This window comes from Quadrisphaera sp. DVD1, from assembly GCF_058932755.1.
The window spans coordinates 1-6822 of the sequence record NZ_JBZYWI010000159.1 but is presented as its reverse complement, the minus strand read 5'-3'; the positions used below and the strand labels follow the sequence as shown (position 1 = coordinate 6822).

Here is a 6822-nt window from a genome sequence, read left to right as displayed (position 1 = left end):
CCCCGCCAGCGCCGCGGGGTCGCCGAGCAGCCGGGCGTCGTCCTCGTCCAGGCCCTCCGGGCCCCAGACGAGGCGGTCGCGCCCGAGGGTCGCGCCGTGCTCCTCCAGGTACGTCGCCGAGGCGCCGTCCCAGTACCCGCGGTTGGCGACCACGCTCTCGCCGGCTCCCGCCGGGCCGTAGCCGGCGGCCGAGAGCACCTCGGCCGCTCCCTCGCCGGGCACGGTGTCGTCAGCCACGTTGACCCTCCTCGGAGCACCCGCGTACTCTTGACGCTGGGTGCGGTGTGTGCATGGTGCCTCGCTCCGGCAGCCACCGCGCTCGCGACCCCCAGCAGCAGCCGGGAGTCGCGCGCAGCACCCAGCTCCACCGCCCCGCACCCCTGCCTAATCCCTGTCCGCATCGGAGCCCACACCTACATGACCGCCACCCTCCCGACGTCGAGCACCCCCCAGGTCGCCTTCAACGACATCGGCTCGGCCGAGGACCTCCTCGCCGCGATCGACGCGACCATCAAGTACTTCAACGACGGCGACATCGTCTCCGGCACCATCGTCAAGGTGGACCGCGACGAGGTCCTGCTCGACATCGGCTACAAGACCGAGGGCGTCATCCCCTCGCGCGAGCTCTCGATCAAGCACGACGTCGACCCCAACGAGGTCGTCGGCGTCGGCGACGAGATCGAGGCCCTGGTCCTCCAGAAGGAGGACAAGGAGGGTCGCCTGATCCTGTCCAAGAAGCGCGCGCAGTACGAGCGCGCCTGGGGCACGATCGAGAAGCTGAAGGAGGAGGACGGCGTCGTCACCGGCACCGTCATCGAGGTCGTCAAGGGCGGCCTGATCCTCGACATCGGCCTGCGCGGGTTCCTGCCCGCCTCGCTGGTGGAGATGCGCCGCGTCCGCGACCTGCAGCCCTACGTGGGCCAGGAGCTCGAGGCGAAGATCATCGAGCTGGACAAGAACCGCAACAACGTGGTCCTGTCCCGCCGCGCCTGGCTGGAGCAGACCCAGTCCGCCGTGCGCCAGAACTTCCTGCAGACCCTGCAGAAGGGCCAGGTGCGCGCCGGCGTCGTCTCCTCGATCGTCAACTTCGGCGCCTTCGTCGACCTCGGCGGCGTGGACGGCCTCGTGCACGTCTCCGAGCTGTCCTGGAAGCACATCGACCACCCCTCCGAGGTCGTCGAGGTGGGCCAGGAGGTCAAGGTCGAGGTCCTCGACGTCGACATGGACCGCGAGCGCGTCTCCCTGTCGCTGAAGGCGACCCAGGAGGACCCGTGGCAGCAGTTCGCCCGGACCCACGCCATCGGCCAGGTCGTCCCCGGCAAGGTCACCAAGCTCGTCCCCTTCGGCGCCTTCGTGCGCGTGGAGGAGGGCATCGAGGGCCTGGTGCACATCTCCGAGCTGGCCGAGCGCCACGTGGAGCTGCCCGAGCAGGTCGTCAACGTCAACGACGAGATCTTCGTCAAGGTCATCGACATCGACCTCGAGCGCCGGCGGATCTCGCTCTCGCTCAAGCAGGCCAACCAGGGCGTCGACCCGGACAGCGACGAGTTCGACCCGTCGCTGTACGGCATGGCGGCCGAGTACGACGAGGCCGGCAACTACAAGTACCCCGAGGGCTTCGACCCCGAGACCAACGACTGGCTCGAGGGCTTCGACCGCCAGCGCGAGGAGTGGGAGCGGCAGTACGCCGAGGCCCACGCCCGCTACGAGGCGCACCGCAAGCAGGTCGCCGACGCTCGGGCCAAGGACGCCGACGCGGCGGCCGGCGGCGGGGAGTCGTCCGCGACGAGCTACAGCTCGTCCGCGGCGGAGCCCACCTCGGGCAGCGCCAGCGTCAGCAGCACCGGCAGCAGCGCCGGTGAGGGCACCCTCGCCTCCGACGAGGCCCTCGCCGCTCTGCGCGAGAAGCTGACCGGCGGCTGACCGCCGCGCGCCCGCACGGCGCGCACCACCGGAGGCCCGGCATCCCGCGAGGGGTGCCGGGCCTCCGGTGCGTCCGGGTGACCCTGCGGCACGAGCATCACGATCGGGTAACGAGCGTCGCGCGCACCGCCGCGGAGGGGATATGTTCGGCGCGGCAACATAACCGGGGCGACGGCGCTCCGGGCCCCACGATGCGAAGGAGCATCCATGCGTCTGCGCAGCTCGGCCCTCCTGGCCACCACCATCTCCGCTGTCCTGCTCACCTCCGCCTGCGGCGGCGGCAGCGACTCGGGCGACAGCGGCTCCGGCTCCGGCTCGGGCGGCGGCGGCGACGCCGCGGCCGCCGGCAAGGTCGGCGTCATCCTCCCGGACACCGAGTCCTCGGTCCGCTGGGAGTCCGCGGACCGGCCGTTCCTCGAGAAGGCCTTCGAGGACGCCGGCATCGAGGCGGACATCCAGAACGCCCAGGGTGACGCCAGCCGGATGCAGACCATCGCCGACCAGATGATCACCGAGGGCGCGACCGTCCTCGCGATCGTCAACCTCGACTCCGACTCCGGTGCGGCGATCCAGGCCAAGGCGGCCCAGCAGGGCGTCGTCACGATCGACTACGACCGCCTCACCCTCGGCGGCCAGGCCGACTACTACGTCTCGTTCGACAACACCCGGGTCGGCGAGCTGCAGGGCGAGGGCCTGGCCAAGTGCCTGGGCTCGGACCCCAAGAACATCGTCTACCTCAACGGGTCGCCCACCGACAACAACGCGACCCTCTTCGCCCAGGGCGCCCACAGCGTCCTCGACCCGATGACCCAGTACAAGGTCGTCGGCGAGCAGGCCGTCCCCGACTGGGACAACCAGCAGGCGGCGACGATCTTCGAGCAGATGCTCACCCAGGCCGGGCAGGTGGACGGCGTCCTCGCCGCGAACGACGGCCTCGGCAACGCGGCCATCTCGATCCTGGCCAAGAACAACCTCGCCGGCACCGTGCCGGTGACCGGGCAGGACGCCACGCCCGAGGGCCTGCAGAACATCCTCGCCGGCACCCAGTGCATGACGGTCTACAAGGCCGTCAACCAGGAGGCGCAGGGCCTGGCCGACACCGCCATCGCCCTGATCAACGGCGAGGAGCCGGAGACCACCGGCACGGTCCGCGACGAGACCGGCGGCCGCGACGTGAACTCCATCCTCCTGGAGCCGCAGGCCATCTTCCGCGAGAACGTCAAGGACGTCGTGGACGACGGCTTCGTCACCGCGGAGGACCTGTGCACCGGCGACTACGCCGCCGCCTGCACCGAGCTCGGCATCTCCTGACGCCAGGCGTCTGAGGGCACCGGTGCGGGGGCGGAGCAGTCCGCCCCCGCACCGGTGCCGCCCCCGCACCACCCCCCGGCCGCGGCCGGCGCACCGACCGCGCCCGGCCGCCTCGACGAAGAGGACCGATGAGCCACCCCACTCCCGCCGCTGAGGCGCAGACCGCGCCGCTGCTCTCCCTGCGCGGCATCGACAAGAGCTTCGGGGCCGTGCAGGTGCTGCACGGCGTCGACCTGGACGTGCACCCCGGGCAGGTCACCGCCCTGGTCGGTGACAACGGCGCGGGCAAGTCCACGCTGGTCAAGTGCGTCGCCGGCATCTACACGATCGACGCCGGCGACTACATCGCCGCGGGCCAGAAGGTGCACGTGTCCGGGCCCAAGGACACGGCCCGCCTCGGGGTCGAGGTCGTGTACCAGGACCTCGCGCTGTGCGACAACCTCGACATCGTCCAGAACATGTTCCTCGGCCGGGAGAAGAAGTCCGGCATCCTCCTCGACGAGGCCGAGATGGAGGAGCTGGCCCGCCAGACCCTCGCCAGCCTGTCGGTGCGGACCGTGCGCTCGGTGCGCCAGCTCGTCTCGAGCCTCTCCGGCGGGCAGCGCCAGACCGTGGCCATCGCCAAGGCGGTCCTCTGGAACTCCAAGGTGGTGCTGCTCGACGAGCCGACCGCGGCGCTCGGCGTGGCCCAGACCCGCCAGGTGCTCGACCTCGTGCGCCGGCTCGCCGACAACGGTCTCGGCGTGGTGCTGATCTCGCACAACCTCAACGACGTCTTCGAGGTGGCCGACAGCATCACCGCGCTCTACCTCGGCCGCGTGGCCGCCACCGTGCGCACCCGCGACGTCACCAGCAGCCAGGTGGTCGAGCTGATCACCGCCGGGCGCTCCGGAGACCTCGGTCTCGCCCCCGCCACCGCGTCCGCGTCCGCCTGAGGAGCACCCCATGACCACCCCCTCCACCGACGGCGCGACCACCGAGCGCGACCGCATCGCCCAGCTCGCCCGGGCCACCGCCACGAGCAGCCCGATGGCCGAGCCCGCGTCCGAGCCCACCCTGCGCGAGGGCCTGACGGCCTACGTCCAGCGCCTCAAGGGCGGCGACATCGGGTCCCTGCCCGCCGTGCTGGGCCTCATCGTGCTGGCCCTGCTCTTCTCCGCGCTGCGCCCGGACACGTTCCCGACCCCGGGCAACATCGCCAACCTGTTCGTGCAGGCCTCCTCGATCATCGTGCTCGCCATGGGGCTCGTCTTCATCCTGCTCCTGGGCGACATCGACCTGTCCGCCGGCGTCGCCGGAGCCACCTCGGCCGCGGCCATGGCGCTCGTGGTCAACGACGCCGACGGCCCCTGGTACCTCGGCATCCTCGTCGGCCTGGTCACCGGCCTGGTGATCGGCACCCTCATCGGCCTGCTCGTCTCGCGGGTCGGCATCCCGTCCTTCGTCGTGACGCTGGCCTTCTTCCTCGGCCTGCAGGGCATCACCCTGCGCCTGATCGGCGAGGGTGGCACGATCCCGGTGCGCGACGAGGTCATCGTCGCCATCGCCAACCGCAACCTGCCCGTGTGGCTGGGCTGGGTCCTCGCCGCGCTGGCGGCCGTCGTCTACGCCGGCCTGACGATCACCCGCTGGCTCCGCCAGCGCCGCCGCGGCCTGAGCCGCGACAACCTGGCCATCGTCATCGCCCGGGCCGTGGCCGTCGCCGCGATCCTCCTGGTCGTGACCGCGGTGCTCTCCCAGAACCGCGCCCGCGTGCAGACGGTCGTGCTCGCCGGCATCCCCTACTCGGTGCCGCTGATCGCCGCCCTGCTCGTGCTGCTCACCTTCGTCCTGGGCCGCACCGCCTACGGGCGCCACGTCTACGCCGTCGGCGGCAACGCCGAGGCGGCCCGCCGCGCCGGCATCTCCGTGCGGGGCATCCGGGTCTCCGTCTTCATGATCGGTTCCACCCTGGCGGCGCTGTCGGGCATCATCGAGGCCTCGCGGCTGAACTCGGTCGCGCCGGGCTCCGGCGGCGGCAACACCCTGCTGCTCGGCGTGGGCGCGGCCGTGATCGGCGGGACGAGCCTCTTCGGCGGCAAGGGACGGGTGAGCAACGCGGTGATCGGCGGACTGGTCATCGCCACCATCGCCAACGGCCTGGGCCTGCTCGGCCAGCCCGCCTACGTGAACTTCCTCGTCACCGGGGGCGTCCTCCTGCTCGCCGCGAGCGTGGACGCGATCTCCCGCCGGCGGCGGGCCTCGGCAGCGATCTGACCGTGCGCGCCCGGGGGCTGGGTCAGGACGACCTTCGCCGGCACAACCTGTCCGCGGTCCTGCACCGGGTGCACGACCGCGGACAGGTCAGCCGGGCGGAGCTGACCGAGTCCCTGGGCCTCAACCGCTCCACGGTGGGCGACCTCGTCAGCGGGCTCGCCTCCGCCGGTCTGGTGGTGGAGGACCGGCCCGAGCCCGCCGCGCGGGCCCGGGCCGGCCGTCCGTCCCTCGTGGTGCGCCCGCGGCCCGGGGCGGTCAGCGCCGTGGCCGCCTACGCCGACGTCCACGCCCTGCACGTCGTGCGGGTCGGCCTCGGCGGGCAGGTGCTGGAGCGCCGTCGCGAGCCCCACCCCCGCGGGCCCGACCCCGCCGCCGTCGCCCACCGGATCGCCGCGCTCGCGGCGGAGCTCGCGCCCGCCGGCTCGCCCGAGCGGGCGGGCCTGGTGGGGGTCGGGGTCGCCGTGCCGGGCACCGTCCGCTCCGAGGACGGCTCGGTCGCGGTGGCCCCGCACCTGGGGTGGCAGGACGTGCCGCTCGCGGCCCTGGTCGGGGCCGCCGTGGCCGCCGAGCTGGGCGCCGAGGTGCGCGTGGACGTGGCCAACGACGCCGACCTCGGCGTGCACGCCGAGCGGCTGCGCGGCGCGGCGCAGGGCTGCACCGACGTGATCTACCTCTGCGGCACCCTCGGCCTCGGCGGCGGCATCGTCTGCGGCGGCCGACCGCTGGTGGGCAGCCGCGGCTTCGCCGGGGAGGTCGCCCACGTGAGCGTGGACCCGGCCGGCCGGGCCTGCCGCTGCGGCAGCCGCGGCTGCTGGGAGAGCGAGGCGCTCGCCGACGCGTGGGCGCTGCCCTTCGACCTCGACGCCCACGACCCGCAGGTGGCCGCCCTGGTGGCCGGCCGGCTGGCCGTCGGCGACGTCGTGGCCCGCCGCACGCGCGACCGCATCTCGCGCTCCTACGCGCGCGGCCTGGCCAGCATCGCCAACGTCTTCGACCCCCAGGTGGTCGTGCTCGGCGCCGGCCTGTGGCGCGACCTGTGGCCGGAGGTCTCCGGCGACGTGCTGCCGTGGCTGCAGCGCCTCGTCATCCCGGTGCTGCGCGAGCGCCTGCCCGTGCGCCTCGCCGGCCTGGGCCCGGACTCCACCGTGCTCGGCGCCGCCGAGCTGGCCTTCGCGCCGCTGCTCGCCGACCCGCTGGGCGCTCTGGGGGAGCGGGGCCTCGGCCTGAGCCCGGCGTCCGCCTAGGCTCGCCACCGTGCTGAAGGTGGGGCTGACCGGCGGCGTCGGTGCGGGCAAGTCGACGGTCGCGCGCCGCCTCGCCGCGCGCGGCGCC

General features: G+C 73.3%; 5 protein-coding genes and 1 pseudogene. 5 read left to right on the top strand and 1 reads right to left on the bottom strand.

Annotated features, from left to right (window positions below):
• A pseudogene (locus AC5FZL_RS14425) lies at positions 1-237 on the bottom strand (SAM-dependent methyltransferase); the annotation flags it as partial.
• Between the two features lie 180 nt (positions 238-417).
• On the opposite strand from AC5FZL_RS14425, the gene rpsA reads away from it, so the two are divergent.
• The 5 genes from rpsA (at position 418) to AC5FZL_RS14400 (ending at position 6734) form a co-directional block, all read left to right on the top strand.
• Positions 418-1923, top strand: coding sequence for a 30S ribosomal protein S1 (gene rpsA / locus AC5FZL_RS14420; RefSeq protein WP_493619585.1), 1506 nt, complete (start codon positions 418-420; stop codon positions 1921-1923).
• Between the two features lie 207 nt (positions 1924-2130).
• The gene (locus AC5FZL_RS14415) at positions 2131-3234 is read left to right on the top strand and encodes a sugar ABC transporter substrate-binding protein (RefSeq protein ID WP_493619584.1); all 1104 of its coding nucleotides are present in this window, start codon (positions 2131-2133) and stop codon (positions 3232-3234) included.
• Between the two features lie 128 nt (positions 3235-3362).
• Entirely contained in the window at positions 3363-4169 is an 807-nt protein-coding gene (locus AC5FZL_RS14410; RefSeq protein ID WP_493619583.1) for an ATP-binding cassette domain-containing protein, read from the top strand.
• Positions 4170-4179: 10 nt separating this feature from the next.
• On the top strand, positions 4180-5490 hold the full coding sequence (locus AC5FZL_RS14405; RefSeq protein WP_493619582.1) for a sugar ABC transporter permease: 1311 nt from the start codon (positions 4180-4182) through the stop codon (positions 5488-5490).
• A gap of 2 nt (positions 5491-5492) precedes the next feature.
• Complete coding sequence (locus tag AC5FZL_RS14400) at positions 5493-6734, top strand: ROK family protein (RefSeq protein WP_493619581.1); 1242 nt, start codon at positions 5493-5495, stop codon at positions 6732-6734.
• Positions 6735-6822 lie beyond the last annotated feature (88 nt).

Coding starts and splice junctions, on each gene's coding strand:
- rpsA (WP_493619585.1), top strand. CDS start 418: ATGACCGCCACCCTCCCGACGTCGAGCACCCCCCAGGTCGCCTTCAAC.
- AC5FZL_RS14415 (WP_493619584.1), top strand. CDS start 2,131: ATGCGTCTGCGCAGCTCGGCCCTCCTGGCCACCACCATCTCCGCTGTC.
- AC5FZL_RS14410 (WP_493619583.1), top strand. CDS start 3,363: ATGAGCCACCCCACTCCCGCCGCTGAGGCGCAGACCGCGCCGCTGCTC.
- AC5FZL_RS14405 (WP_493619582.1), top strand. CDS start 4,180: ATGACCACCCCCTCCACCGACGGCGCGACCACCGAGCGCGACCGCATC.